30 protein-coding genes are annotated in these 23,826 nt (G+C 64.5%); 23 read left to right on the top strand and 7 right to left on the bottom strand.

Going from position 1 to position 23,826, the window contains the following annotated elements; translation table 11 throughout:
* Positions 1–39 precede the first annotated feature (39 nt).
* Genes rplN through J2X62_RS00595 form a run of 4 tightly spaced genes read left to right on the top strand, consistent with a single transcriptional unit; the run spans position 40 to position 1,490 of the window.
* Entirely contained in the window at positions 40–408 is a 369-nt protein-coding gene (rplN, locus tag J2X62_RS00610; protein WP_027496320.1) for a 50S ribosomal protein L14, read from the top strand.
* A complete protein-coding gene (rplX, locus tag J2X62_RS00605) occupies positions 409–726 on the top strand; it encodes a 50S ribosomal protein L24 (RefSeq protein WP_008718278.1) in 318 nt (105 codons plus the stop codon).
* Position 727: 1 nt separating this feature from the next.
* Entirely contained in the window at positions 728–1,300 is a 573-nt protein-coding gene (rplE, locus tag J2X62_RS00600) for a 50S ribosomal protein L5 (protein ID WP_008718275.1), read from the top strand.
* A gap of 4 nt (positions 1,301–1,304) precedes the next feature.
* Complete coding sequence (locus tag J2X62_RS00595; protein ID WP_008718273.1) at positions 1,305–1,490, top strand: type Z 30S ribosomal protein S14; 186 nt, start codon at positions 1,305–1,307, stop codon at positions 1,488–1,490.
* A gap of 91 nt (positions 1,491–1,581) precedes the next feature.
* Here J2X62_RS00595 and J2X62_RS00590 read toward each other — a convergent pair whose 3' ends face one another.
* Both J2X62_RS00590 and J2X62_RS00585 read right to left on the bottom strand, forming a co-directional pair.
* On the bottom strand, positions 1,582–2,280 hold the full coding sequence (locus J2X62_RS00590; protein WP_027496321.1) for a DUF6885 family protein: 699 nt from the start codon (positions 2,278–2,280) through the stop codon (positions 1,582–1,584).
* Between the two features lies 1 nt (position 2,281).
* The gene (locus J2X62_RS00585; RefSeq protein ID WP_048319808.1) at positions 2,282–3,649 is read right to left on the bottom strand and encodes a glutamine synthetase family protein; all 1,368 of its coding nucleotides are present in this window, start codon (positions 3,647–3,649) and stop codon (positions 2,282–2,284) included.
* Between the two features lie 396 nt (positions 3,650–4,045).
* Here J2X62_RS00585 and rpsH point away from each other — a divergent pair, with 396 nt between their 5' ends.
* The 9 genes from rpsH (at position 4,046) to map (ending at position 9,734) form a co-directional block, all read left to right on the top strand.
* Positions 4,046–4,444: a 30S ribosomal protein S8 gene (gene rpsH, locus J2X62_RS00580; protein ID WP_008718266.1), complete on the top strand. Its 399-nt coding sequence runs from the start codon at positions 4,046–4,048 to the stop codon at positions 4,442–4,444.
* 13 nt (positions 4,445–4,457) lie between these two features.
* Complete coding sequence (gene rplF / locus J2X62_RS00575) at positions 4,458–4,997, top strand: 50S ribosomal protein L6 (protein WP_027496323.1); 540 nt, start codon at positions 4,458–4,460, stop codon at positions 4,995–4,997.
* 1 nt (position 4,998) lies between these two features.
* Positions 4,999–5,415: a 50S ribosomal protein L18 gene (rplR, locus tag J2X62_RS00570; protein WP_032365631.1), complete on the top strand. Its 417-nt coding sequence runs from the start codon at positions 4,999–5,001 to the stop codon at positions 5,413–5,415.
* A gap of 34 nt (positions 5,416–5,449) precedes the next feature.
* Positions 5,450–6,124 (top strand): 30S ribosomal protein S5, encoded by a 675-nt coding sequence (gene rpsE, locus J2X62_RS00565; protein WP_032365630.1) that lies wholly within the window; start codon positions 5,450–5,452, stop codon positions 6,122–6,124.
* Positions 6,124–6,303: a 50S ribosomal protein L30 gene (rpmD, locus tag J2X62_RS00560; protein WP_008718256.1), complete on the top strand. Its 180-nt coding sequence runs from the start codon at positions 6,124–6,126 to the stop codon at positions 6,301–6,303. Before rpsE ends, rpmD begins: the two co-directional genes overlap by 1 nt.
* Before the next feature lie 2 nt (positions 6,304–6,305).
* A complete protein-coding gene (gene rplO / locus J2X62_RS00555) occupies positions 6,306–6,749 on the top strand; it encodes a 50S ribosomal protein L15 (protein ID WP_027496326.1) in 444 nt (147 codons plus the stop codon).
* A 314-nt stretch (positions 6,750–7,063) separates the two neighbouring features.
* Positions 7,064–8,386, top strand: a complete 1,323-nt coding sequence (gene secY / locus J2X62_RS00550; protein WP_027496327.1) for a preprotein translocase subunit SecY — start codon at positions 7,064–7,066, stop codon at positions 8,384–8,386.
* A complete protein-coding gene (locus J2X62_RS00545) occupies positions 8,383–8,937 on the top strand; it encodes an adenylate kinase (protein WP_027496328.1) in 555 nt (184 codons plus the stop codon). Before secY ends, J2X62_RS00545 begins: the two co-directional genes overlap by 4 nt.
* Positions 8,937–9,734 carry a type I methionyl aminopeptidase gene (map, locus tag J2X62_RS00540; protein WP_027496329.1) on the top strand — a complete coding sequence of 266 codons (798 nt, stop codon included), beginning with the start codon at positions 8,937–8,939 and terminating at the stop codon, positions 9,732–9,734. The genes J2X62_RS00545 and map overlap by 1 nt, the downstream gene beginning before the upstream one ends.
* 17 nt (positions 9,735–9,751) lie before the next feature.
* Here the strand turns inward: map and J2X62_RS00535 are convergent, their stop codons facing one another.
* Positions 9,752–10,639 carry a glycosyltransferase family 2 protein gene (locus J2X62_RS00535; protein WP_176458565.1) on the bottom strand — a complete coding sequence of 296 codons (888 nt, stop codon included), beginning with the start codon at positions 10,637–10,639 and terminating at the stop codon, positions 9,752–9,754.
* Between the two features lie 298 nt (positions 10,640–10,937).
* On the opposite strand from J2X62_RS00535, the gene infA reads away from it, so the two are divergent.
* The 9 genes from infA (at position 10,938) to J2X62_RS00490 (ending at position 16,258) form a co-directional block, all read left to right on the top strand.
* Entirely contained in the window at positions 10,938–11,159 is a 222-nt protein-coding gene (gene infA / locus J2X62_RS00530; protein WP_005140011.1) for a translation initiation factor IF-1, read from the top strand.
* Positions 11,160–11,247: 88 nt separating this feature from the next.
* Entirely contained in the window at positions 11,248–11,361 is a 114-nt protein-coding gene (rpmJ, locus tag J2X62_RS00525) for a 50S ribosomal protein L36 (RefSeq protein WP_025347279.1), read from the top strand.
* 204 nt (positions 11,362–11,565) lie between these two features.
* Complete coding sequence (gene rpsM, locus J2X62_RS00520; RefSeq protein WP_027496330.1) at positions 11,566–11,940, top strand: 30S ribosomal protein S13; 375 nt, start codon at positions 11,566–11,568, stop codon at positions 11,938–11,940.
* A complete protein-coding gene (gene rpsK / locus J2X62_RS00515) occupies positions 11,940–12,353 on the top strand; it encodes a 30S ribosomal protein S11 (RefSeq protein WP_027496331.1) in 414 nt (137 codons plus the stop codon). The genes rpsM and rpsK overlap by 1 nt, the downstream gene beginning before the upstream one ends.
* 21 nt (positions 12,354–12,374) lie before the next feature.
* Positions 12,375–12,980 (top strand): 30S ribosomal protein S4, encoded by a 606-nt coding sequence (rpsD, locus tag J2X62_RS00510; RefSeq protein WP_008718223.1) that lies wholly within the window; start codon positions 12,375–12,377, stop codon positions 12,978–12,980.
* A 99-nt stretch (positions 12,981–13,079) separates the two neighbouring features.
* Positions 13,080–14,144 carry a DNA-directed RNA polymerase subunit alpha gene (locus J2X62_RS00505; RefSeq protein WP_027496332.1) on the top strand — a complete coding sequence of 355 codons (1,065 nt, stop codon included), beginning with the start codon at positions 13,080–13,082 and terminating at the stop codon, positions 14,142–14,144.
* 34 nt (positions 14,145–14,178) lie between these two features.
* Positions 14,179–14,766 (top strand): 50S ribosomal protein L17, encoded by a 588-nt coding sequence (gene rplQ / locus J2X62_RS00500; RefSeq protein WP_027496333.1) that lies wholly within the window; start codon positions 14,179–14,181, stop codon positions 14,764–14,766.
* A gap of 5 nt (positions 14,767–14,771) precedes the next feature.
* A complete protein-coding gene (gene truA / locus J2X62_RS00495) occupies positions 14,772–15,668 on the top strand; it encodes a tRNA pseudouridine(38-40) synthase TruA (protein WP_057474239.1) in 897 nt (298 codons plus the stop codon).
* Positions 15,665–16,258 (top strand): NADPH-dependent FMN reductase, encoded by a 594-nt coding sequence (locus tag J2X62_RS00490; RefSeq protein ID WP_222086425.1) that lies wholly within the window; start codon positions 15,665–15,667, stop codon positions 16,256–16,258. Before truA ends, J2X62_RS00490 begins: the two co-directional genes overlap by 4 nt.
* A 5-nt stretch (positions 16,259–16,263) precedes the next feature.
* Here J2X62_RS00490 and eccE read toward each other — a convergent pair whose 3' ends face one another.
* The gene (gene eccE / locus J2X62_RS00485) at positions 16,264–17,955 is read right to left on the bottom strand and encodes a type VII secretion protein EccE (protein ID WP_310176144.1); all 1,692 of its coding nucleotides are present in this window, start codon (positions 17,953–17,955) and stop codon (positions 16,264–16,266) included.
* A 131-nt stretch (positions 17,956–18,086) separates the two neighbouring features.
* Here eccE and eccB point away from each other — a divergent pair, with 131 nt between their 5' ends.
* Positions 18,087–19,541, top strand: coding sequence for a type VII secretion protein EccB (gene eccB / locus J2X62_RS00480; RefSeq protein ID WP_222063466.1), 1,455 nt, complete (start codon positions 18,087–18,089; stop codon positions 19,539–19,541).
* Positions 19,542–19,563: 22 nt separating this feature from the next.
* Here eccB and mycP read toward each other — a convergent pair whose 3' ends face one another.
* The 3 genes from mycP to J2X62_RS00465 all read right to left on the bottom strand — a co-directional run bounded on the left by mycP (position 19,564) and on the right by J2X62_RS00465 (position 23,617).
* Positions 19,564–20,982 carry a type VII secretion-associated serine protease mycosin gene (gene mycP / locus J2X62_RS00475; RefSeq protein WP_310390571.1) on the bottom strand — a complete coding sequence of 473 codons (1,419 nt, stop codon included), beginning with the start codon at positions 20,980–20,982 and terminating at the stop codon, positions 19,564–19,566.
* Entirely contained in the window at positions 20,943–22,499 is a 1,557-nt protein-coding gene (eccD, locus tag J2X62_RS00470; protein ID WP_310176142.1) for a type VII secretion integral membrane protein EccD, read from the bottom strand. Before eccD ends, mycP begins: the two co-directional genes overlap by 40 nt.
* A gap of 128 nt (positions 22,500–22,627) precedes the next feature.
* Positions 22,628–23,617: an LLM class flavin-dependent oxidoreductase gene (locus J2X62_RS00465; protein ID WP_027496339.1), complete on the bottom strand. Its 990-nt coding sequence runs from the start codon at positions 23,615–23,617 to the stop codon at positions 22,628–22,630.
* Between the last annotated feature and the right edge of the window lie 209 nt (positions 23,618–23,826).

Genomic DNA, 23,826 nt, shown 5'->3' with positions numbered 1-23,826 from the left:
AATCCGGCACGTACGTACATCCAGGTCAAGGAGAAGTTAGTGATTCAGCAGGAGTCGCGAGTACGCGTCGCTGATAACACGGGCGCGAAGGAAATCCTTTGCATCCGCGTTCTCGGTGGTTCGTCACGTCGCTACGCCGGAATCGGCGACATCATCGTAGCTACGGTGAAAGACGCCATTCCCGGTGGAAACATCAAGAAGGGTGAGGTCGTCAAGGCCGTCATCGTCCGCACCGTCAAGGAGCGTCGCCGTCCGGATGGCTCGTACATCCGTTTCGACGAGAACGCTGCGGTGCTGATCAAGCCGGACCACGACCCCCGTGGAACCCGCATCTTCGGCCCGGTCGGCCGCGAGCTGCGTGAGAAGAAGTTCATGAAGATCGTCTCGCTCGCCCCGGAGGTGCTGTAAATGAAGGTGCACAAGGGCGACACCGTTCTCGTGATCGCAGGCAAGGACAAGGGTGCCAAGGGCAAGGTCATTCAGGCCTACCCCGCTGACTCCAAGGTTCTGGTCGAAGGCGTGAACCGCATCAAGAAGCACACCGCGGTCTCTGCCAACCAGCGCGGCGCATCCTCGGGTGGCATCGTCACTCAGGAAGCCCCGATCCACGTATCGAACGTCGCAGTTGTCGACTCGGACGGAAACCCCACTCGCGTGGGCTACCGGACCGACGAAGAATCCGGCAAGCGCGTTCGTGTTTCCCGCAAGAACGGGAAGGACATCTGAGATGACTACCACCGAAAACATCGCGGGCGAACAGCCCCGCCTCAAGGCGCGCTACCGCGCCGAGATCAAAGACGCCCTGAACACCGAGTTTGCATACGAGAACGTCATGCAGATCCCCGGCATCGTCAAGGTCGTCGTCAACATGGGTGTCGGCGACGCCGCCCGTGACGCCAAGCTGATCAACGGCGCAGTTGCAGACCTCGCTGCCATCACCGGCCAGAAGCCGGAGATCCGCAAGGCGCGCAAGTCCATCGCACAGTTCAAGCTGCGCGAAGGAATGCCCATCGGCGCACGCGTCACCCTCCGTGGCGACCGCATGTGGGAGTTCCTCGACCGTCTGGTCTCCATTGCCCTTCCCCGAATCAGGGACTTCCGCGGCCTCTCGGGCACGCAGTTCGACGGCAACGGAAACTACACGTTCGGCCTCAACGAGCAGTCGATGTTCCACGAGATCGACGTGGACAAGATCGACCGTCCGCGCGGCATGGACATCACCGTAGTAACCACCGCAACCAACAACGAAGAAGGCCGCGCGCTGCTCAAGCACCTCGGCTTCCCGTTCAAGGAGAACTGAGTCCATGGCGAAGAAGGCATTGGTCAACAAGGCCAACAAGAAGCCGAAGTTCGCGGTGCGTGCATACACTCGCTGCAACCGCTGCGGCCGTCCCCATTCCGTGTTCCGCAAGTTCGGCCTCTGCCGTATCTGCGTGCGCGAGATGGCACACGCCGGAGAGCTTCCCGGAGTTCGCAAGAGCTCCTGGTGATCTGAGGCCTCCGGGCTTCACCACACCACGCTGATGGGCGTGGGTTCCGAAAGGAACCCACGCCCATTTTGCGTTGCTCAGGTCCTGACTTTCACACCGACCACACGTCGTGTCGTAGATCCAGAGAGCGGACCAGATCCACCGCCGCATGATGATCCTGGCTGTCGACGATCAGCAGCAGGCCACGCTCGGACATCGCCGACGCGAGGGCATCGGTGGAGACGGTTCTACATCCAGGCGGCATGTCCGGGTCTCCGAGTTCCCGGTAGGTGTCGGCAATCGCCACTACGTCCTCGACTGGATCGAATCCCCAGACGGTTACGAAATGTCCTACGTTCCAGTCGAAGTCGGTCAACTCTGCAGTATGTACATTCGCCAACGATGCGAAGCGGAAAGGCCCGTCGGCAAGACGGTCGAGTAGCAGACGCAATCGCTCGACGGAGGGCCCCACGATGGGAACCACGGCGACGCGGTGATCGGTCGCGGTCTCGATGCCCTCCGTGAGACCTGCTGCCGTGGTCCCGGCTGCGTCGATCGATGCGGCTCTCGGCAGTAGATCCCACCCGTCGGTGATTCGGGGGGTTCCGGGAGGACGGGCCGAGTCGATTGCACCCGGCCAGATCGCGGACCTCGACGCGACCGCGAGTGCCGTCACGCCCGGTGCGTCGTCGCCCATGACGGCCGTCAGCGCAACCGATGCCGAGAACGGTCCGCAGAGTTGATCCGGTTGCGGCAGAGCATGATCGAGGGCCGAGACGATGGTGGTTGCCCCGGCGAACCTGCGCAGCATCTCAGTAGATCCAACGCAACGATTCGAGCAGTTCGTCCTCGGTATGACTCTCCGCCCACGTGGCATCGGCGTCCCGGCAGGCGACGAACGCGCCCAGAAGTTCCATGCCCAACACGTCTCGGACCAGTGCGGACGACAGGAGGTCTTCGCGCTGTTGCGCGTGGGTCGTCGCGAGTGGGGAGATCCCCGCGGCATCCCGACGAGCATCGTCCCAACCTCCTACGTCCTCCTGGACCGGAGACGGCAACTGCGCCGAATCCGCCACTCCCGCCAGACCGGCCGCGATCGTGACGGCCAGCGCCAGATACGGATTGGCGGACGCGTCGCACGCCTTCAATTCGACGTTGGTGTGTTCCGGGCCGAGAAGGGGCGTGGCCGGTACGAGTCGCACTGCAGCCTCGCGGTTCTCGACGCCCCAGAATCCGAAGGCACCTGCCCAGTACCCCGGTCGACGACGCAGCAGTGACCCCGAACTCGGTGCCGTGATGGCAGTGAGTCCCGGGAGTTCTCGAACGAGGCCCGCGATGTACGCCTGCCCGGTGTCGGACAGTCCGTACTCTCGGTCGCCGGTCAGAGCGTTGTGACCGTCGCGAACCAGTGATGTGTGTAGGTGCCATCCGTTACCCGCACTGCTCGACGAGGGCAGGGGAGCGAAGCTTGCCCTCAGGCCCAGGGCTTTGGCCGCTGAGTGGATGGTCTGCCGCGCGAGTACCTGCGCGTCGGCCGCAGCAAGTGGATCGAGTGGACTCAATGCGATCTCCAGCTGGGAGCCGCCGTACTCGGCATGAATCTGCCCGATGTCGAGGCCATTCGCAGACAGCGCCTCGAGCAGCAGTACTACGAATTGATCGACATCGCGGAGTGCGTTCGCCGAGTAGGCAGGTCCGCGATGAGCGGACAGTCCGTCCGACTCGCGACTCAGGGCGAACTCGATCTCGAATCCGGCCCGTACCTCGAAACCGGCATCGGACGCCTTCTGCACCTGCCGCTCGAGAACTGAGCGCTGATCGTAGGGCCACGGTGTGCCGTCCGCCGAGACCTGTCGTCCGTGCGCCCAGGCCAGCCCCGGCTGTCCGGACAGGGCGACCACGCTCGACGCGCTCTCGATCAACGGAATCAACCGCACATCGCCGGACGGCGTCGACAGTCCTTCGTGGGCGAATGTGATCCCGTCATGCGAATCGAATACCGCGAACACCGCGGTGACTCCGACTCCGCGACGTGCGACTGCAGTCAATTCTGCGATAGGCACGGTGCGTGATCGGACAATCCCGTTATTGTCGACCCAGCCGATCGTCACCCCGGCGATGTTGCGGTCACGCAGAGTGTGGGTGAGGTGGTCGATGTCGACTGCCTTCGAGTCCGTCATGGTCCGACGTTAGCGAAGAAGTGCTCGTCGGGGTGTCCGACTGGACCCGAGCTGTCGCGCAATGGTAAGGCGATTTGGTCTTCGGGTGCGCGATGCCTACACTAGAGCGGTTGCCCGGGCTTCGTCGTGCCTGCACGCGAGTCCTTGCAATAGAAACGCAACCTCGAGTTCTCCGTACGTCAGCATTGAACATGCGGAAGCTCGTAACACCTGGCAGTGCAGCGATGCATTGCTTGGAGCGCAACCCCTGACCGGCAACAGTCGGTCAGGACATGTTCACTTCGCTGTAGGCCCACGATGTGACGAGCCAGGCCCGATGGGTTCTCCGGAACCGGAAGGCACCAGCCCGCGCGTGCTGCATGGGAACCGCTGCGAGAAAGGTGCACAGGTCACACCATGACGATGACCGATCCAATTGCAGACTTCTTGACCCGTCTGCGCAACGCCAACTCGGCGTACCACGACGAGGTGAAGCTTCCCCACTCGAAGCTCAAGGCGAACATCGCCGAGATCCTCAAGCGCGAGGGCTACATCTCCGATTACCGCACGGAAGACGCCGAGGTGGGCAAGACCCTCATCGTCGATCTGAAGTACGGCCCGAGCCGTGAGCGCAGCCTCGCCGGCGTGCGACGCGTCTCCAAGCCCGGTCTCCGGGTGTACGCAAAATCCACCAATCTGCCCAAGGTTCTCGGCGGCCTGGGCGTGGCGATCATCTCCACGTCCACCGGTCTGCTCACGGAGCGTCAGGCTGCCAAGCAGGGTGTGGGCGGAGAAGTCCTCGCCTACGTCTGGTAGGGGAGGCCACACCATGTCACGTATTGGAAAATTGCCGGTCGCAGTCCCCGCTGGCGTCGATATCACCATCGACGGCCAGGACGTTGCGGTCAAGGGCCCCAAGGGTGCCCTGAGCCTGACAGTCGCCGAGCCCATCAAGATCGCCCGCGCCGACGACGGCACCATCGCCGTCACTCGGCCCGACGACGAGCGTAAGAGCCGCTCGCTGCATGGTCTCTCGCGCACTCTCGTCGCGAACCTCATCACCGGTGTCACCAACGGTTACACCACCAAGATGGAGATTCACGGCGTCGGTTACCGCGTCGTACTCAAGGGCAAGGACCTCGAGTTCGCACTCGGTTACAGCCATCCCGTGCTGATCGAAGCACCCGAGGGCATCACGTTCACGGTCGAGTCGCCCACGCGATTCACCGTTGTCGGCATCGACAAGCAGAAGGTCGGTCAGATCTCTGCCAACATTCGTCGTCTGCGGCGTCCGGACCCGTACAAGGGCAAGGGCATCCGCTACGAGGGTGAAGTGATCCGCCGCAAGGTCGGAAAGACGGGTAAGTGATATGAGCCAGCAAACAGCAGACAAGGCGAACGTCGTCAAGCGCACACCGCGCGGCACCGACGTCTCGACGAAGCGTCGCCTGTCGAAGGCACGTCGTCACTTCCGCCTTCGCAAGAAGATCTCCGGAACGCCCGAGCGTCCGCGCTTGGTCGTCAACCGGTCCTCGCGTCACATCCACGTGCAGTTGATCGACGACCTGGCGGGCCACACGCTGGCCAGCGCGTCGAGCATCGAAGCCGATGTGCGCGCACTCGAGGGCGACAAGAAGGCCGTCAGCGCGAAGGTCGGCGAGCTCATCGCCAGCCGTGCGAAGGCAGCCGGCGTCGAGGCAGTCGTGTTCGACCGCGGCGGCAACAACTACAGCGGCCGCATCGCGGCACTCGCAGACGCTGCCCGCGAAGGCGGGTTGACGTTCTGATGATGACAATGACTGACAACGGAAGGACAGCCTGATGCCGGGACGTCAACGGCGTGACGGCGGAAGCGGCCCCGCCGGACAGAACAGTGGCCCCAACGCAGGTGGCGACAACAACCAGCGCGGCGACAACCGCGGTGGTGGCGGTCGCGATCGTCGTGACAACGGCCGTGGCGGCAACGCTGCGGACAAGTCGAACTTCATCGAGAAGGTCGTCACGATCAACCGCGTCTCCAAGGTGGTCAAGGGTGGTCGACGCTTCAGCTTCACCGCCCTCGTCATCGTCGGTGACGGCAACGGACTGGTCGGCGTCGGCTACGGCAAGGCCAAGGAAGTTCCCGCGGCCATCCAGAAGGGTGTCGAGGAGGCTCGCAAGAGCTTCTTCCGCGTCCCGATGATCGCCGGCACCATCACCCACCCCATCCAGGGCGAAGCCGCTGCCGGCGTCGTCATGTTGCGTCCGGCCAGCGCCGGTACCGGCGTCATCGCCGGTGGTGCTGTTCGCGCAGTGTTGGAGTGCGCCGGTGTCCACGACGTGCTGTCGAAGTCGCTCGGTAGCGACAACGCCATCAACGTCGTGCACGCGACCGTCGCAGCCCTCAAGGGTCTGCAGCGTCCCGAGGAAGTTGCGGCTCGCCGCGGCCTGACCCTCGAAGAGGTTGCACCCGCCGGAATGCTGCGCGCACGCGCACAGGCAGGAGCGGTGAAGTAATGGCTCAGCTGAAGGTCACTCAGATCAAGAGCACCATCGGCCAGAAGGCGAACCAGCGTGACAGCCTGCGTACTCTCGGGCTCAAGGGCATCCGCCAGACGGTCGTCCGCGAGGACAACCCGCAGAACCGCGGACTGGTCAACACGGTGCGCCACCTCGTAACTGTTGAGGAGGTCTAACCATGACCATCAAACTGCACCACCTGCGCCCCGCAGCCGGATCCAAGTCGACGAAGATTCGCGTCGGCCGTGGTGAAGGTGGCAAGCGCGGCAAGACCGCAGGTCGCGGTACCAAGGGAACCGGCGCACGCAAGAACGTGCCGGCACGCTTCGAGGGTGGCCAGATGCCCCTCCACATGCGGCTCCCGAAGCTCAAGGGCTTCACCAACCGCAACCGTGTCGTGTTCCAGGTCGTGAACCTGCGCGACATCGAGCGCCTGTTCCCCGAGGGTGGTCAGATCGGTATCCCCGAGCTGATCGCCAAGGGAGCTGTTCGCAAGAACGAGCTCGTCAAGGTTCTCGGAGACGGAAACCTCACCGTGAAGGTCGATATCTCGGCCAACAAGTTCACGGGCTCCGCCAAGGAAAAGATCGCCGCTGCCGGCGGTTCTGCAACCGAGGTATGAGCATTGCTTCGATGTGCTGAGTAGCAGCGCGTCGAGCAGCAGTTCGTGACGATGGCCGCAGCCACAGCTCTCGTAGCTGAGCTGCGGCCATCGTTGCCTACACGGAATGTCGTGTGTGTCGACCGATCGGCCAGGGTCCAACACTGACCGTCGGTCCGGTCGATGCGCACTGTTAGAGTTCTAGAGTTCAGAGAAGTTCGTATCGATGCGGTCGACGCATGTCGTCCGCAGTCCATGCTCGTGAGGCTCACGGGAGCATCAGTTGCTCCCGACGAAGCACTCGCGGCGTCAACGCAGTCGTGCCAGGAGGATCTTTGCTTTCCGCCTTCGTGTCGGCCCTCAGGACTCCTGACCTGAGACGGAAGATCCTCTTCACGCTCGGTCTGGTGGCCCTGTATCGCTTCGGTGCAACACTGCCGTCGCCGGGTGTCGACTACGCCAATGTCCGAGCATGCATCGACCAGGTCTCCGGTGGAGATTCGGCGGGCATCTACTCGTTGATCAACTTGTTCTCCGGTGGAGCGCTCCTCCAGCTCTCGGTGTTCGCGATCGGCATCATGCCGTACATCACCGCCAGCATCATCGTGCAGCTGCTCACCGTCGTCATCCCCAAGTTCGAGGAACTCCGCAAGGAGGGACAGTCGGGCCAGGCCAAGATGACGCAGTACACGCGTTACCTGTCGATCGCACTGGCCATCCTGCAGGCGACCGGCCTGGTGGCCCTCGCTTCGCGCGGCCAGTTGCTCCAGGGATGTCAGCAGGACATCATCGCCGACCAGTCAATCTTCGGGCTCGTCATCATCGTGCTGGTCATGACTGCAGGCGCAGCCGTCGTGATGTGGTTCGGCGAGGTCATCACCGAGCGCGGTGTCGGCAACGGAATGTCCCTGCTGATCTTCGCCGGAATTGCCTCGCGCATCCCGTCCGAGGGCAACTCGATTCTGGAGAGCCGCGGCGGGTTGGTCTTCGGGTTCGTCTGCTTCGCAGCGTTCCTCATCATCACCGGTGTGGTCTTCGTCGAGCAGGGTCAGCGCCGAATCCCGGTCCAGTACGCCAAGCGCATGGTCGGCCGGAAGATGTACGGCGGCTCGTCCACGTATCTGCCGCTCAAGGTCAACCAGGCCGGCGTCATCCCGGTGATCTTCGCGTCCTCGCTCCTCTACCTACCCAATCTCATCGCCCAGCTCACGTCCGCCAGCACCGCAACCGATCCGAGCTGGTGGCAGCGGATCATCAACGAGTATCTGGTGAACCCGGCGAACCCGGTGTACATCGCCATCTTCTTCGGGCTGATCGTGTTCTTCACGTACTTCTACGTGGCGATCACGTTCAACCCCGAAGAGCGGGCCGACGAGATGAAGAAGTTCGGTGGATTCATCCCGGGCATCCGACCGGGTAAGCCGACAGCCGATTACCTCAACTACGTTCTCAGTCGCATCACGCTGCCCGGTGCGGTGTACCTGGGCACCATTGCGGTGCTTCCCAACCTGTTCCTGGACATCGGCAGTTCGGGCGGAGCTCAAAACCTTCCGTTCGGTGGTACCGCCGTGTTGATCATGGTCAGCGTGGGCCTCGACACCGTGAAGCAGATCGAAAGCCAGCTGATGCAGCGTAACTACGAAGGGTTCCTCAAGTGAGACTTGTTCTGCTCGGTCCCCCCGGTGCCGGCAAAGGCACTCAGGCCGTCCTCCTCTCCGAGAAGCTGGGCGTGCCACACATTTCGACAGGCGATCTCTTTCGCGCCAATATCGGCGAGAAGACCCCGCTCGGATTGGAAGCGAAGAAGTACCTCGACGCGGGCGACCTCGTGCCGAGCGAACTCACCGTCGACATGGTGCGCAGTCGACTCGCCGAGCCCGACGCCGTCAACGGATTCCTGCTCGACGGTTTCCCGCGTTCGGTCGGCCAGGCCGAAGCTCTGGTCGACATCCTCTCCGACCTGAACGCGCATCTCGATGCAGTGCTGTCCTTCGTCGTCGACGAGGACGTCGTCGTGGACCGAATGCTGGCGCGCGGCCGTGAGGACGACAAAGAGGACGTCATCCGTAATCGGCTCAAGGTGTACCGCGACGAGACGGCACCGCTCTTGGACTACTACTCCGACAAGCTGGTCACCGTCGATGCGATCGGTGAGGTGGACGAAGTCAATGCCCGCGCGCTGAAGTCCATCGAGGACCACGGCAAGTAATGGCGTTCGGCCGTAAACGAAAAGTCGTCCCGTTCAAGAGCGCTGGTGAGCTCGACGCGATGGCGGCAGCCGGTGCCGTGGTAGGTGCCGCTCTCGTCGCCGTACGAGATGCAGCCAAGCCCGGAGTCTCGACGCTCGAACTCGATCGAGTTGCCGAGGCGGTCATCCGTGATGCCGGCGCGGTGCCCTCGTTTCTTGGGTACCACGGATTCACCGGCAGCATCTGCTCCTCGGTGAACGACCGCGTGGTGCACGGCATTCCGTCGGCGGACGAGTTGTTGGTCGCCGGCGACCTCGTGTCCATCGACTGCGGTGCAGTGCTGGACGGCTGGCACGGAGATTCGGCGTGGACGTTCGGCGTCGGCGACATCATCGAGGCCGATGCGTTGCTGAGCGATGCGACCAGGCTCTCCATGGAGGCCGGGATCGCAGCGATGATCCCCGGCAATCGTCTGACCGACATCTCCCACGCCATCGAGTCCGGTACGCACGCGGCCGAGGATGCTCACGGTCGCAAATACGGAATCGTCGACGGTTACGGCGGCCACGGCATCGGCCGCGAAATGCACATGGACCCGTTCCTCGCGAACGAGGGCGCGCCGGGCAAAGGCCCGGAGCTCGTGGTGGGTTCCACGCTGGCCATCGAACCGATGTTGACGCTCGGTACCTACGAGACCGACATTCTCGACGACGGGTGGACCGTGGTGACCACCGATGGTTCACGCGCGGCGCACTGGGAACACACGGTCGCGGTGACCGAGGACGGCCCGCGAATCCTGACGGTTCGGCCTCGCTAGAACTACCAGGTCAACGCTCACCAGGTGAGTGACGAGTACCGGCGGCCCCCTCGGATGAGTCCGAGGTGGGCTGCCGTCAGGCGTAGCCAGAGGCGAGTCGGCATCCGAGTCACTGCGGTCGGCAGCAATGGGTTTCGTACCGCGAGCGCGAGGAGCGCTACGGAAATTGTGCGGATTCGGAACGGCGGGCATCCGGCAGCCCGATACATTCCGCGGACGTGGGCCGACCCGTATCCCAGCGCCCCCGCCTGTTTCCAATTGTCCCGGTAGCCGGTACGCAGACGATATTCGACCAGCGGCTCGGCTATGAAGTGCAGGCGGGCACCCGATTGCTGTGCGCGCCAGGAGAATTCCATGTCCTCGCTGGCATGAACGAATTCGAACATCCCGCCGAGATCTCGGTAGGTCGACGCGCGGCACGCCATACTCGCCCCGATGACGAACGGGCGAAAGGGCGACTTGCCCTGATTCGAAGGTGGGGCGAACGGAACTGCGGCGCGCGTCGCTTCGGAGTTCAGCGCCTCGGTGCTCAGGCCGGTTCCCACGAGGTCGTAGCTGTTCAATTCGGCGGTGATGCGCCGCAGCCATGTCGGGTGTACGACGTCGTCGGCATCGCAGAAGGCCAGCAGTGGGCCCTCGGCTGCTTCCGCACCGCGATTGCGGGCATGCGACGCGCCCGGGGTGCCGGACGAATCGACGTACTTCAGATTCAAGCGGGCCCGTAGTGCGTGGTCCTGCACGAACTCGCGCACTCCGTCGGTCGAGCCGTTGTCGCTGACGACGACCTCGAACGGGCCGTCGTAGTCCTGGTGGGCGAGCGCGCGTAGTTGCTCGTCGAGCACATCTCTGGCGTTGTGTACGGGAATGATCACGGAGACGGCTGGGCCGGACGGGTTGGAACTCAAGAGGGCACCTTGCGGGCTCGGTGGCTGAACGATGGCGGGCGGACGAAAGGTTAGCTCAGTTAATCTAACGTCGCCATCCGACGCGTTTCGTGCCCGCTTCGCGCGCATTTGGCCAGATGTGTCTTTGCCGGTAACATAGATCGACGGTGCGCCCTGCGTACCGGATGTCCGCATGCCTCGAGGGCTGTGCGGCCGTCCGGCGATACTCCGACTCGGTTCCGAGGAGTCGGTCAGTGGGCATCACGGTAACGGAAACAGATGCAATCAACCAGGTGTGAGAGCCAGGATCGCGGAGGATATGGCCAAGAAAGACGGTGCTATCGAGGTAGAGGGCCGAGTTGTCGAACCGCTGCCCAATGCGATGTTTCGCATTGAGCTCGAAAACGGCCACAAGGTACTCGCCCACATCAGCGGAAAGATGCGTCAGCACTACATCCGCATCCTTCCCGAGGATCGCGTCGTGGTAGAGCTTTCGCCCTACGACCTCACGCGTGGACGCATCGTTTACCGCTACAAGTAAGAGCTTCCTCGGCCATGTCCGGTCGGGGAGAACCATGCTCGGTCCGCTGCTCGCAGCGCGTCCGAGCTACACACAGGAGATCAACGACGTGAAGGTTCAGCCGAGCGTCAAGAAGATCTGCGAGAAGTGCAAGGTGATTCGTCGTAACGGACGCGTCATGGTGATCTGCGACAACCTGCGTCACAAGCAGCGTCAGGGATAACCACCGAGCATCACGCACGTCGGCTTGGCAACAGCTAGAAGATGACCTCCCAGCACCAACCGCAACACACGCGTTGCGGCAGACCCCCGGCACGGAGGCCGGGGCCCCACTGAGTTTGTTGAAAGACGCTTCCCACCCCAGCGGTGAGAAGGACACAGGGGACGGACTGGGAGCAGACCTCCGGACAAGAAAAGGAAATGCCACATGGCACGTCTCGCAGGTGTGGATCTGCCGCGCGAAAAGCGCATGGAGATCGCACTGACTTACATCTACGGCGTCGGCCGTACCCGCTCCAAGGAAATTCTCGCAGCAACGGGCGTCAGCCCCGACCTGCGCAGCAAGGATCTCGGCGACGACGATCTGCGCAAGCTCAGCGATTACATCAACGAGTCCCTCAAGGTCGAGGGCGATCTGCGCCGCGAGGTGCAGGCCGACATCCGACGCAAGATCGAAATCGGCTGCTACCAGGGTCTTCGCCACCGTCGTGGTCTGCCCGTCCGTGGACAGCGCACCAAGACCAATGCGCGTACCCGTAAGGGACCCAAGCGCACCATTGCCGGCAAGAAGAAGGCGAAGTAATGCCCCCCAAAGCACGCGGTACCGGTCCGAAGAAGGCGCAGAAGACGCGTCGCAGGGACAAGAAGAACGTCCCGCACGGATCTGCGCACATCAAGAGCACGTTCAACAACACGATCGTGTCGATCACCGACCCCGCCGGAAACGTCATCTCGTGGGCGTCCTCGGGACACGTGGGCTTCAAGGGCTCGCGCAAGTCGACTCCGTTCGCCGCACAGCTCGCAGCCGAGAACGCTGCGCGCAAGGCTCAGGAGCACGGCGTCAAGAAGGTCGACGTGTTCGTCAAGGGTCCCGGCTCCGGCCGTGAGACCGCGATCCGCTCACTTCAGGCCGCAGGCCTCGAGGTCGGCACCATCTCCGATGTCACCCCTCAGCCGCACAACGGCTGCCGTCCGCCCAAGCGGCGTCGGGTCTAGCGGGAAGGAAAGGTTTAGAAAATGGCACGTTATACCGGTCCTATCACCCGCAAGTCGCGTCGTCTGCGCGTCGACCTCGTCGGAGGCGACCAGGCGTTCGAGCGTCGTCCCTACCCGCCCGGCCAGCACGGCCGCGCGCGGATCAAGGAGAGCGAGTACCTGCTCCAGCTGCAGGAGAAGCAGAAGGCTCGCTTCACCTACGGCGTCATGGAGAAGCAGTTCCGTCTGTACTACAAGGAAGCCAACAGGGCCGCCGGCAAGACCGGTGAGAACCTGCTGACCATCCTCGAGACTCGCCTCGACAACGTCGTCTACCGTGCGGGTCTCGCACGTACGCGTCGTCAGGCACGCCAGCTGGTCACCCATGGCCACTTCCTCGTGAACAACAAGCGAGTGGATATCCCCAGCTACCGCGTCTCGCAGTACGACATCATCGATGTCCGCGAGAAGTCCGCGCAGACCCTGCCGATCCAGATCGCTCGTGAGAGCTACGGCGATCGTCCGGTGGCTCCGTGGCTGCAGGTCGTCCCCAACCGTCTTCGCATCCTGGTTCACCGGGTGCCGGAGCGCGCACAGATCGATGTGCCGCTCCAGGAGCAGCTCATCGTCGAGTACTACTCGAAGTAAGGCGCAGCACGCATGTGAGTCTCCCCGCGAGGCTCACATGCGTCTTCGCCTCCACACGTGGGCGTCAAATAGCGGACGCCCGTACAGGAGGAACACAGAATGCTCATTTCACAGCGCCCGACGTTGACCGAAGAGGTCATCGCCGACAACCGCTCGAAATTCGTCATCGAGCCGCTCGAGCCCGGCTTCGGTTACACACTCGGCAACTCGCTCCGCCGCACCCTGCTGTCGTCGATCCCCGGCGCTGCTGTCACCAGCATCCGTATCGACGGCGTCCTCCACGAATTCACCACCGTTCCCGGAGTCAAGGAAGATGTCACCGACATCATCCTGAACCTCAAGGGACTCGTGGTGAGCTCCGAAGAAGACGAACCGGTCACCATGTACGTCCGCAAGCAGGGCCCCGGCGCTGTCACCGCAGGCGACATCGTGCCTCCGGCCGGCGTCACGGTGAACAATCCGGATCTGCACATCGCGACCCTGAACGACAAGGGCAAGTTGGAGATCGAGCTCGTCGTCGAGCGCGGTCGCGGCTACGTCCCCGCCGTTCAGAACAAGGCATCGGGTGCCGAGATCGGCCGTATTCCGGTCGACTCGATCTACTCGCCCGTGCTCAAGGTCACCTACAAGGTGGAGGCCACCCGCGTCGAACAGCGCACCGACTTCGATCGGCTCGTTCTCGACGTGGAGACCAAGAATTCCATCACCGCGCGGGACGCGCTCGCTTCGGCGGGCAAGACCCTGGTTGAGCTCTTCGGCCTCGCCCGTGAGCTGAACGTCGAAGCAGAAGGCATCGAGATCGGACCCTCGCCCGCCGAGGCCGATCACATCGCATCCTTCGGACTCCCCATCGAGGATCTGGACCTGACGGTTCGTTCCTACAACTGCCTCAAGCGCGAAGGTGTTCACACCGTCGGTGAGTTGGTTGGTCGTACCGAGTCCGATCTGCTCGACATCCGTAACTTCGGGCAGAAGTCCATCGACGAGGTGAAGGTCAAGCTGCACTCGCTCGGCCTTTCCCTCAAGGACAGCCCCGCGTCGTTCGATCCGAGCACCGTGCCTGGCTACGACGCCACCACCGGCACGTGGAGTGACACCGACGCAGGCTCCTTCGGCGATACCGAAGGCGCCGAGCAGGACTACGCCGAGACAGAACAGCTGTAATCAGCTCGCTGGAGCTCTTACTAGGAGATTCATCATGCCCAAGCCCACCAAGGGCCGCCGTCTCGGCGGGTCGGCGTCACACCAGAAGGCCATCCTGGCCAACCTGGCGACGTCACTCTTCGAGCACGGCCGCATCACCACCACCGAGTCGAAGGCCAAGCGCCTTCGTCCCCACGCCGAGAAGCTCGTCACCCATGCCAAGAAGGGTGATCTGGCCCATCGTCGTGAGGTTCTCAAGACGATCAACAACAAAGATGTCGTGCACAAGCTCTTCGCCGAGATCGGGCCTTTCTTCGCCGATCGCGACGGTGGCTACACGCGCATCATCAAGACCGTCCCCCGTAAGGGTGACAACTCGCCGATGGCCATCATCGAGCTCGTCAACGAGCAGACGGTGTCCAACGAAGCCGACCGCGCACGCCGCGTGAAGGCATCGAAGGCTGCTCCCGCCGCAACCGAGGCTCCGGCCGAGGACACGGCAGACGACAACGTCGTCGAGGCTGTCGAAGCCGACGCGACCGACGCCGAGGTGGCCAACGCCGACGCAGTCATCGAAGGCATCGAGGACAACGACGCTCACGCGTCGGACGCCCCCGAGGCCGAGGATGCGAAGAAGGACTAGTCCTTGTGAGCTCCGAGCACGACCGAAGCGGGCCCGCCATTTCCTCAGGAGATGGCGGGCCCGCTTTGTCGGTCCCCACCAGATATCGGCTCGACATCTCGTACGACGGCACGAACTTCTCCGGCTGGGCTCGGCAACCCGGTATCCGAACCGTGTGTGGCGTGCTCGAGGAGGCTTTCTCCACTGTGCTCCGTCAACCGGTCGAGCTGACGGTTGCCGGTCGAACCGACGCCGGAGTGCACGCGACCGGTCAGGTTGCACATTTCGACGCGGTGGGTGTGCCGGACGAGCACGACCGGTTGATTCGAAGAATGGCGCGCTTCCTTCCCGCCGACGTCCGGGTTCGTGCGATAACGGAGGTCTCGCCCGACTTCGACGCTCGGTTCTCGGCATATCGCCGTCACTACGAGTACCGATTCGGCACAGCGCTCTACGGCGTCGATCCTCTGGATGTCGCCGGAGTCGTGTCCTGGCCGCGGCCGATCGATCTGGACGCGGTACGCGAGGCGTCGCAGGCACTGATCGGACTGCACGATTTCGCAGCGTTCTGCAAGAGGCGAGACGGTGCCACGACAGTGCGAGAACTGCAGCGCTTCGACTGGGAACGCGAGGGGGATCGACTGACCGCGTACGTCAGAGCCGATGCGTTCTGCTGGTCGATGGTGCGCAGTCTGGTCGGGGCGATGCAGGCCGTCGGTGAAGGACGACGAACCCCCGACTGGGCACGTTCTCTGCTCGGTCGTCGAGAACGCGCGAGCGAGGTGGCAGTGGCCCCGGCTCACGGACTTGCCCTGGTGCGGGTCGACTATCCACCAGCCGACATGTTGGCCGCGCGCAATGCTGCCACCCGGGAGACTCGACCGGCAATCGTCGGCGACGAATGCTGTGGAGGAGAAGGATGAGCGACGATTGCGCCGGGTCCGGTGCCGACACGATCCAGCCGATACGTCTAGCGGTGGTCACCGGCAGCGTTCGGGAGGGGCGGGTGGGCCCCACCGTCGCAGCCTGGGTGCGCAGCGTGGCCTCGGCGCGCGACTCTCTCACGGTTGTGGATGTCGATCTCGCGGACTTCGATCTCCCGAACAGCTTGACGTCGAGCGAGGGCTCCGAACGTTTCACCCGCATCGTGGGCGAGGCCGACGCGTTCGTCCTCGTCACTCCCGAGTACAACCACGCTGTGCCCGGCTCGCTGAAGACCGCGCTCGACACGGTGAAGTACGAATGGCGTTCCAAGCCAGTGGGATTCGTTTCCTATGGCGGTCTGGCGGGTGGTGTGCGAGCGACCGAGCAACTGCGCCTCATCGCCGCAGAGCTACACATGGTGTCGGTACGGGATTCGGTATCACTCCATCGCGTGCGTCGGCGTTTCGACGAGGCCGGTGGCGTCGACGATCCCGCTGCTGTCGACTCCTTGGGGCGATTGCTCGACCAACTCGAGTGGTGGGCCGGCGCAGTGTCGAGCGCGCGGGCGCGCGTCCCGTACCCCGGCTGACACTGTCAGACTCGGACGGCGGGTCGAAGACTTCTCGGTCGACCGATGAACGCCGTTTCCTGCGGAATGGTGACCAGCGTCAGTTCGATGTCGATGGGACCCGAACGCACCCGAATACGGTCACCGGACGCACGCGGCTGAACGATCGACAGTGTCGCGGCGAATCTCTGTCGGGTCGGCCCGGGTGCCGCCGGATCATGCGGCGGTTCGTGTTCGGTCAGCGAGATCACAGTGACGCCGGGGACAGATTGGTGATCGAGCGAGATGGAGCCGTCTGCGAAGTCGACCACGACGACGTCGTACGAGGGCCGCACCCGTGTGTGGTCGCTGTCGACCAGAAACCGCTCGGGCTCCCCGATGGCGTCGCGGAGGGCTCCCCAGGCGTGCGGTCTGTCCGTCCTGACGACAACTCGCGCTCCGGTCGCCACGGCTCGGAACAGAAGCTGTTGGGCGAGGTAGAGCTCGCCCACGATGCTGACCCGCGGCAGGTTCGCCCCGAAGATCCGCACTGCCACACCGTTTCCGTTCGTATCCGATCCCAGTAGTTGGCCGCAACCACTCACCGGGAACGCCCAGGCCTGCAGTGCGGAGGTCGAGAGGGTTCCGACCGGCATCACTGCCGAGTGTGTTGCCACAGCCAGTGGCAATTGAGCGAGAATGCCGTCTCGTTGACGTCCGGCCATCGAGGTCAGTGAAGCAACATCGGGCCTCGAGATTGCCTCTCGCGCAGCGAATCTGCACGACGCACGAACGCGGACGCGGCTCGGCTCGTCGGTGGGGCGCAGGTGAACGGACATGGTCGTACCCAGCGACGGTGTCGCCCACAAGGCCGAAAGATCCTCGACAGTGATTGTGCTGCAATCGATTCCGTAACCCGTACTCGCCACGCCGGGCAATGGAGCGTAGGACCACACCTGAGTCAGGTCGTCGGTCTCGACACCCCGGCTCAGGTGCAATGCCGCGGCTCGGAGTTCTGTGGCCGTCGACAGCCGTGTGGACAGTCCATGAGATTCCAAGGCGCGTGCAGTGCGGAGGGCTGCAACGACCGCGGTTCGGGCCGCCCCGGTCCGGCCCGTGCCCCTCGCTGCCATCGCTCGGGCGTTGGCTCGTACGTCCAGAGTGACGGACACCCATACCGTCCGTTGCGCGACGGCGGGCAACGGGCCGATGAGGCCCTCGTACACGTCGGTGGCCACCGAACCGTCGGCGGTTCGAAACCCGAGCGCGACGATGTCGATTGCGGCAACCTCGACGTCGTGCTGCCGAAAGCACGACGTCAACGCCTCGATGGGCAGCGTGTGTCGTGTGTCGGCTCGCGTTCGCGCCAGCACCGTCGTGTCGTGTTCCGGTGCAATGATCTCCACGGTGCACGTGACGGTATCGCGCTGCCAGTGCACACCGACGGGCCGGCCGTCGGGGTCGACATGTTCTGTTGTCACCCCGACGGCAGGGACTCGGCCGGATCCGAAGCGTAGAGCGACGACCAGCCAGCCGGCGATCGACGTTCGCCGAAAGGCGACGAACGGTACGAGCGACACCGTCGCTGCGGCGGTGAGCGTCCACTCGACGGGCACGTCGGCCGCGAGTAGTGCGAGAGTTGTTGTCACAGTAGTTATTTCGGCCGCGAGCAACCCTCGAACAGTTGGAACGGCGAACGATACGACCGACGTGCGCCGTCGTCTCCTCGAACGCGTCATCACATACCCTCCCCCCGAAGGTTGCAGCCCGATCGATCGTCGCCGACGCGGTCGCCGATGGGTGCGGACGAACTGTACTGTGTCGCGTGACCCGATGGGGGATCGGGTCGGCACAATCCTGGGGAGGAATCGTGGCATCTACTCCGACGACGAAATGGCAGGTCGGCGGATACCGCTTTCTCGTCCGACGAATGGAACATGCCCTCATCAGGCGCGACGCGCGGATGCTGCACGACCCGATGAAGTCGCAGTCGCGCGCGCTCATGGTGGGTGTCGTCGTCGCATGCGTGGGTCTGGCGGGCTGCGCTGCCCTGGCGCTGTTTCGGCCTCAGGACAAGATCGGCGACGCGTCGATCGTGGTCGGTAAGGAGTCGGCCGCCATGTTCGTCAGCGTCGACGGCGTGTTCCATCCGGTGCTGAACCTGGCTTCGGCGCGGTTGATCGTGGGAAGGCCTGACAACCCTGTGACGGTGAAGGAGTCGGAACTGGCGTCGCGACCTCGCGGTGCGCTGGTCGGAATTCCCGGTGCCCCGTCGGCGCTGCCGCACGACCCGGACGGCGAGGCCGAGTCGTGGACCGTGTGCGACACGGTCGATCCGATCGCCGGCGTCACGTCCACGACGGTGATCGTGGGGGAGCCCCGCTACGGCGAGAACGCGGCTGCGCTCGGCCCATCCGAAGCATTCCTGTGGACTTCGGGCGGTGCGGCGTATCTCGTCCACGACGGCACCAAGTCGCCGGTCGATCTGGCGGACAGAGCTGTCGTTCGTGCGCTGGGCCTCGAGGATGCGACGCCGACGCCGGTCAGTGCCGGTCTGCTCAACGCGGTACCGCAGTCGCCTGCGGTGACGGCTCCGTTCATAGCGCGAGCGGGTGAGATCCCCGCCTACCCGTTCGACAACCGGCCTATCGGCTCCGTGGTCAAGGTTGCCGGCCGCGACGTTCGGTACTACGTCGTGCTCGAGGACGGCATCCAAGCCATCAGCGAAACCGCAGCCCTACTCGTCAAGTTCGCCGACTCGCAGGGCAGTCCCGACATCGCGGCCGTCAATCCCGACGTCCTGGCCGACGCTCCCAAGACGATGTCCGGGCTCGACGTATCGACCTTCCCGCCGACGACTCCCGACATCGTCGACTCGGGCCGGCGGCCGGTCGGGTGTCTGACGTGGTCACCACTCGATGTCGCCGACGGTGGGCCGACTGCGCAGCTGGTCGAATCCGCAGGACGTGCGTTGCCACTCGATACCACCGCTTCACCGGTGGAACTGGCTCAGGCGGACGGTGGCGGTGATGCGGTCGACCAGGTCCATCTGTCACCGGGTAGCGGCGGATTCGTTCGAAGCACCGGTATCTCGACTGCCAGTACCCGTCAGGACGGCGTCTTCTTCGTCGCCGACACGGGAGTTCGCTACGGAGTCGAGGGTGCGGATGCAGCGTCGGCATTGGGCTTCGGACTCCCGGCGCCTGCACCGTGGCAGATTCTGCAGTTGCTGGGCAGCGGGCCGACTCTGGGGCGTGGTCAGGCGCTGACCATGCACGACGGGGTCGCGGCGGACCCGCAGGCAGCCGCGGTTCCGTCCAAGTAGTCCCGGTGAGTGGGCGAGCCGATCACAGTCGTCGGCGCAGGGGAATGGAGACTGCCGTTCCGAGGCCCAGAATCACCGCGACCACTACCGACCCGGCCACCGCCGCATCGCGGGGCCGATGATCGACGGCGAGCGGTGGGAGCGGCGCACCGATCGCGACCGCATCTGCGGGGACGGTTCGCTGCGTCGGTGTCACGACGTCGGTTACCGCAGCGAGTGGATCGACGACGCCGTGGCCGACCGACGGATTCCATCCGTCGGCCGGCGCATGAGCTGTTCGCTCGATGCGGTCGATCACTTGGAGAGCGGACAGATCGGGCCTGTACGCCCGCACCAGTGCGGCTGTCGCAGCGACGAGCGGTGCGGCGAAACTGGTTCCGCTCATGGGAACTACGCCGTCGGTGCCCCGAATGCCGTTGGCCAGGCCGTTGCCCGCCGGCGACAGCGACGTCATGTTGGAGCCCGGAGCAGCCACGTCCACCCATGGTCCGGCCAGGCTGAACGACGACGGCGAACCGTCCAACTCGACCGAACCGACGGTCAACACGTCGTCGAACCAGGCAGGTGTCGCGATGGTCGCAAACCCTTCCCACGGGTCCGCCTCGGGCCGGACCGGTTCGGGCATGGGGTTCTGTGTCCTGCACGCGCCGCTTCCGAAGTTGCCTGCCGCAGCCACGACGACGGCGTCACTCTCACGAACGGCGTACTGCACTGCTGCACCGAGTGGGCCGTCGGCGACGCCTGCGCCGGCAGGGACGCACGCCACTTCGGAGATGTTGATGACCGATGCGCCTGCGTCGGCCGCCGTCCGGATTGCCATGGCCATCGTCCGTACGTTTCCGTACCCGGCAGCGTTCTCGGGTTCGGTCGACTTCTCCTGGTCGGTCCTGTTGTCCACGACTTGAAACACGTTGCTGGACTGACGGATCGACAGGATGCGGGCGTCCGGAGCGCCGCCGGCGAAACCGCTGCCCGAGGCTGTCTGCGCGGCGATGAGACCGGCCACCATCGTGCCGTGCGCGTCACAGTCGAACAATCCGTCGGCGGTGCCGACGTAGTCGCCCCCAGGAATCAGACCCGGCAGACGTGGGTGAGGCGTGACGCCCGTATCGATGACGGCAATCAGTTGACCGGCTCCGCGAGTGATCGGCCACACGGACGCGAAGTCGAGTGCCTGTTGCGCCGTCGGAATTTCCTGGGCGTCGATCGTTTCGGAGGGGACGGCGCACGCGTTCTTCTGCTCGGTCGGTTCCAAAGGCGCGGGAGGGCTGGGCGGTGGCAGTTGCACCGGATCGATGAGCGGGCGTTCGGCGTGCGCGAAGGACGGTCCCATCAGTGCTTCGTAGGTGAGGGTCAGGACGGTGAGCGCGGCAACGGTGTGCGCACGACGCCGGCGCGCGGTCACAGTCCGCGGACGACGCTGTACAGACCGCACACCCATACTGCGATCGGAATGACGAGGGCGATCGCGGCGTATTCCACCAGTTCGGCCGATCGCCGCATCACCGGCGAATAGTTGCGGGTCGGAACCAGGGCTCCGAACACGGATGCGACGACGGCGGCGGCCAACGCCGCGCCGAACAACTCGAGTGCACGGTCCGGAAATGTGATCACTGCCCCGACCGAGAGCGAGAACAGGACGACCGCACCACCACCGACGAGTGGGACGGCATGTGTCACAACGGCATACGTGCGTCCGCGCAGAAGTAGCACCAGCGCGCACAGTGCGGCGAGGGTGATGCCGGGCCACCCGGAGCCGGTCGCGGTGTCGCTCGCCGCCGCAGCGAGTACTCCCATCACCACCACGATCGTGAACGCCGTGAGCAATCCCGTCAGGTAGCTCCGTGCGCGCGTGGCTGCCACCTGCAGATCTGCGAACGACATCGAATCGAGCTCTGCCTCCTGGGCGGTGTCCAGTGGGGCACCGGCGGTGGGGACCGGAGGCAACGGAAGCCGCGCCTGCATCATCGACAGTCGGGCCGACACGGCGATTCCGGTCAGACCTACGAGTGCTGCGACGGTACCGATGGCCGCCGGCGTCATCACGGTGAACAACGCGCAGGCCGCCGCGGCGAACGCCGACACTGCCAGCACGATCGACCCGGTGAACACGGCGAGCCCGGCACCGCCGATTCGCAGAGACAACAGCGCGATCGAGCCGGCCATGGCCGAACCCAACATCACGTGAGCTGCCCCGAACTGGCCGGGTACGAACAGCGTTCCACCGGTGAACATCAGCGCCGAGGCGCATCCCCCGAAAAGCGCCGCGACGGCCACCTGCTCGTACAGCCGGCCGAGAATCATCCCCGCAACGGCGAACAGGACCGCGGCCGTGACCGCGGCGACTGCCTCGACCGGGCTGCTCGTGTTCTCGGCACCGGCTCGCACCGGGTCACTCAGAACGATTCCGCAGGCGAGCAGGACCGTCGAGCCCGTGATGATCGAACCGACCGTGCGTGCAGTACGCGCGGTCCACTGAGCAACGTCGTCGGTGCCGGAACGGGCCACGGCATCCATGAGATCGTCGAACAACGGAGTCGGTGCCGGACGCGCGGCGACACCCAACACGAGCAGGTCGCCGTCACGTACGCCCAGTTCCGACAGTGTGGACGTGGACGGTAGCGGCGGACGTCCGATACGGGACAGTGTCCAGGCCCCCGACAACCCGTCGGATCCGGAGTCCGCGGTCCGGCTCCCGACCGGACCCGGTCCTTCCGCAGGCTCCGCTCGTGACGCGATCATGTCGACGATCCCCGGAATCAACAGCGACACCGGAACGTCCACGGGCAGTGCCATATCAACCTGGGTCGACCTCGCCGACACCGTCACCCGACACACGTCCTGCGCGAAGACGGCACGCAGCCCCTGCGCACGTCGGGCCGGGTCCGATGCGATGGTCGGTTCGGCTGCGTCGGTCGGTGTGTTCGTCGTTGCGGGACGGCTGTCGGCGCGTGTCATGGATATCCCCCCCGGATGCGTGCAGTGCACTGTCGATGCCCGCCCCCCGGGCATCGTGCGTCCACACCCTACGACATCACGCCGACACTCGACCGCTCGTCGCCTCCGCCGAGACCTGCTCGCAGCAGTCAGGCGGGAACCAGCTCGCTCACCTGGGCCAGCAGCTCGAACGACCTGAGCCAGGATCGACGATCGGAGACGCCTGAGGCGACGATCAACTCGTCTGCTCCCGTGCGTTCGGCGAATCGGTCGAGGTACTCCCTGACCATGTCGGGTGTCCCGACGGCCGAGTACTTCGTCATCTTCGAGATCTGTTGCCCCGCGGGTGCTTCCAGCACCATGTCGGCTTCTTCGTCGGTGAAGGTGCGACCCCGTCCGAGCAGCAGGCTCACGCGGCTTCTCTTGGTGCGGAGGAACTGGGCCTGAGCCTCGGCGACGGTGTCCGCGGCGATCACGTTGACGCCCACGATGAGGTGAGGTTCGGACAGCTGCGCCGACGGACGGAAGTCGCGGCGATAGATCTCCACGGCCTGTTCGAGTGCGTCGGGTGCGAAATGCGACGCGAATGCATACGGCAGGCCGAGGGCCGCCGCGAGCTGTGCGCCGAAGAGAGACGATCCGAGGATGTACAGCGGCACCTCGGTGCCGGCACCCGGCGTGGCACTGACCCCGGGGACGAGGGACTGCTGGGACAGGTACCCCTGCAGCTCCTGGACGTCCTGAGGGAATCGGTCCGAGGACGCCGGGTCGCGGCGCATGGCGCGCATGGTCACCTGGTCGCTGCCGGGGGCGCGGCCCAGTCCGAGATCGATCCTGTCCGGGAACAACGTGGCCAACGTGCCGAACTGCTCGGCGATGGTGAGCGGCGCGTGGTTGGGAAGCATGATCCCGCCGGAGCCGAGTCGAATTCGCTTCGTGTGTGCGGCCACGTGCCCGATCAACACCGATGTCGCCGACGATGCGATCGTCTTCATGTTGTGATGTTCGGCGTACCAGATGCGCTGGTAACCCCAGTTCTCGGCATGCTGGGCGAGCGTTACGCTGGCGTCGAAACTGTCTCGGATTGTTTCGCCCTCGCCCACGTGTGCGAGATCGAGGATGGACAGGGGTACGGACACGGAAGCCGACCTTTCGTTCGTCGAACATGTGCGGCCTTGGAGCCGCATTCTTCGTTCAACCGAATGCGGTGCCGTTCTATTTCTGTATCCCGATGCTTCGACGCAACGGTGGACCCTCCGGTTGTGCATGCGTTAGCCTGTCGTCCACGCGGCCTCGGGGGGAGGTCGCCGCGAATGCAGTTGTGGGGGCGCGGCCGTGGGGGCTGATC

Origin of the sequence: Rhodococcus sp. 3258 (assembly GCF_031456475.1) — a bacterium.
Classification (GTDB): Bacteria; Actinomycetota; Actinomycetes; order Mycobacteriales; family Mycobacteriaceae; genus Rhodococcoides; species Rhodococcoides fascians.
Note: the sequence above shows the minus strand (reverse complement) of the source record. Positions and strands in the feature narration are given on the sequence as shown.

What these genes read in the sequence shown, in the direction of transcription:
- rplX (WP_008718278.1), top strand. Translation starts at nt 409, where the DNA reads ATGAAGGTGCACAAGGGCGACACCGTTCTCGTGATCGCAGGCAAGGAC.
- rplE (WP_008718275.1), top strand. Translation starts at nt 728, where the DNA reads ATGACTACCACCGAAAACATCGCGGGCGAACAGCCCCGCCTCAAGGCG.
- J2X62_RS00595 (WP_008718273.1), top strand. Translation starts at nt 1,305, where the DNA reads ATGGCGAAGAAGGCATTGGTCAACAAGGCCAACAAGAAGCCGAAGTTC.
- J2X62_RS00590 (WP_027496321.1), bottom strand. Translation starts at nt 2,280, where the DNA reads ATGCTGCGCAGGTTCGCCGGGGCAACCACCATCGTCTCGGCCCTCGAT.
- J2X62_RS00585 (WP_048319808.1), bottom strand. Translation starts at nt 3,649, where the DNA reads ATGACGGACTCGAAGGCAGTCGACATCGACCACCTCACCCACACTCTG.
- rpsH (WP_008718266.1), top strand. Translation starts at nt 4,046, where the DNA reads ATGACGATGACCGATCCAATTGCAGACTTCTTGACCCGTCTGCGCAAC.
- rplF (WP_027496323.1), top strand. Translation starts at nt 4,458, where the DNA reads ATGTCACGTATTGGAAAATTGCCGGTCGCAGTCCCCGCTGGCGTCGAT.
- rplR (WP_032365631.1), top strand. Translation starts at nt 4,999, where the DNA reads ATGAGCCAGCAAACAGCAGACAAGGCGAACGTCGTCAAGCGCACACCG.
- rpsE (WP_032365630.1), top strand. Translation starts at nt 5,450, where the DNA reads ATGCCGGGACGTCAACGGCGTGACGGCGGAAGCGGCCCCGCCGGACAG.
- rpmD (WP_008718256.1), top strand. Translation starts at nt 6,124, where the DNA reads ATGGCTCAGCTGAAGGTCACTCAGATCAAGAGCACCATCGGCCAGAAG.
- rplO (WP_027496326.1), top strand. Translation starts at nt 6,306, where the DNA reads ATGACCATCAAACTGCACCACCTGCGCCCCGCAGCCGGATCCAAGTCG.
- map (WP_027496329.1), top strand. Translation starts at nt 8,937, where the DNA reads ATGGCGTTCGGCCGTAAACGAAAAGTCGTCCCGTTCAAGAGCGCTGGT.
- infA (WP_005140011.1), top strand. Translation starts at nt 10,938, where the DNA reads ATGGCCAAGAAAGACGGTGCTATCGAGGTAGAGGGCCGAGTTGTCGAA.
- rpsM (WP_027496330.1), top strand. Translation starts at nt 11,566, where the DNA reads ATGGCACGTCTCGCAGGTGTGGATCTGCCGCGCGAAAAGCGCATGGAG.
- rpsK (WP_027496331.1), top strand. Translation starts at nt 11,940, where the DNA reads ATGCCCCCCAAAGCACGCGGTACCGGTCCGAAGAAGGCGCAGAAGACG.
- rpsD (WP_008718223.1), top strand. Translation starts at nt 12,375, where the DNA reads ATGGCACGTTATACCGGTCCTATCACCCGCAAGTCGCGTCGTCTGCGC.
- J2X62_RS00505 (WP_027496332.1), top strand. Translation starts at nt 13,080, where the DNA reads ATGCTCATTTCACAGCGCCCGACGTTGACCGAAGAGGTCATCGCCGAC.
- rplQ (WP_027496333.1), top strand. Translation starts at nt 14,179, where the DNA reads ATGCCCAAGCCCACCAAGGGCCGCCGTCTCGGCGGGTCGGCGTCACAC.
- J2X62_RS00490 (WP_222086425.1), top strand. Translation starts at nt 15,665, where the DNA reads ATGAGCGACGATTGCGCCGGGTCCGGTGCCGACACGATCCAGCCGATA.
- eccE (WP_310176144.1), bottom strand. Translation starts at nt 17,955, where the DNA reads ATGACGCGTTCGAGGAGACGACGGCGCACGTCGGTCGTATCGTTCGCC.
- mycP (WP_310390571.1), bottom strand. Translation starts at nt 20,982, where the DNA reads ATGGGTGTGCGGTCTGTACAGCGTCGTCCGCGGACTGTGACCGCGCGC.
- eccD (WP_310176142.1), bottom strand. Translation starts at nt 22,499, where the DNA reads ATGACACGCGCCGACAGCCGTCCCGCAACGACGAACACACCGACCGAC.